1 protein-coding gene is annotated in these 755 nt (G+C 69.4%); it reads right to left on the bottom strand.

From position 1 onward, the window contains the following. The coding region (locus A5681_RS05770) for a P-loop NTPase (protein ID WP_231996216.1) at window positions 1-755 on the bottom strand (755 nt) is incomplete at both ends.

Raw genomic sequence — 755 nt, forward strand, 5'->3', positions numbered from 1 at the left:
CGCCGGGCACCGGAGACATCGCCATCTCGGTGGCGCAGCTGATCCCCAGCGCCGAGCTGATGGTGGTGACCACGCCGGCGAGGCGCTGCCGGGTTTGCATCGCGATGCTGCCCGCCCGCTCGGCGACCTCGGCCGCGGCCAGTTGCGGCGTGGTCACCACCATCAGCTCGGCGCTGGGGATCAGCTGCGCCACCGAGATGGCGATGTCTCCGGTGCCCGGCGGCAGGTCCAGCAGCAGGACGTCCAGATCGCCCCAGTAGACGTCGGCCAAGAACTGTTGCAACGCCCGGTGCAGCATCGGCCCACGCCACACCACCGGGGTGTTGCCCTCGGTGAACTGGGCGATCGAGATGACCTTCACCTCGTGGGCGATGGGCGGCAGGATCATCGACTCGACCTGGGTGGGCCGGTCGGTGGTGCCCATCATCCGCGGGATGGAGTGGCCGTGGATATCGGCATCCAGCACGCCTACGGACAGGCCGCGCGCCGCCATCGCGGCGGCCAGGTTCACGGTCACGGTGGACTTTCCCACCCCGCCCTTGCCGGACGCGACCGCATAGACCCGGGTCAGCGAGTTCGGCTGGGCGAAGGGGATGACGGGCTCACGAGCATCGCCGCGCAACTGCTTGCGCAATTCGGTGCGCTGCTCGTCGTTCATCACGTCCAGGGTGACTTTGACGGCGCCCGTGCCCGGGACGTCGGAGACGGCCTGGGTGACCCGCTCGCTGATTTCCGTCTTCTTCGGGCAGGCGGCC

Origin of the sequence: Mycobacterium scrofulaceum (assembly GCF_001667885.1) — a bacterium.
Taxonomy (GTDB): domain Bacteria; phylum Actinomycetota; class Actinomycetes; order Mycobacteriales; family Mycobacteriaceae; genus Mycobacterium; species Mycobacterium scrofulaceum_C.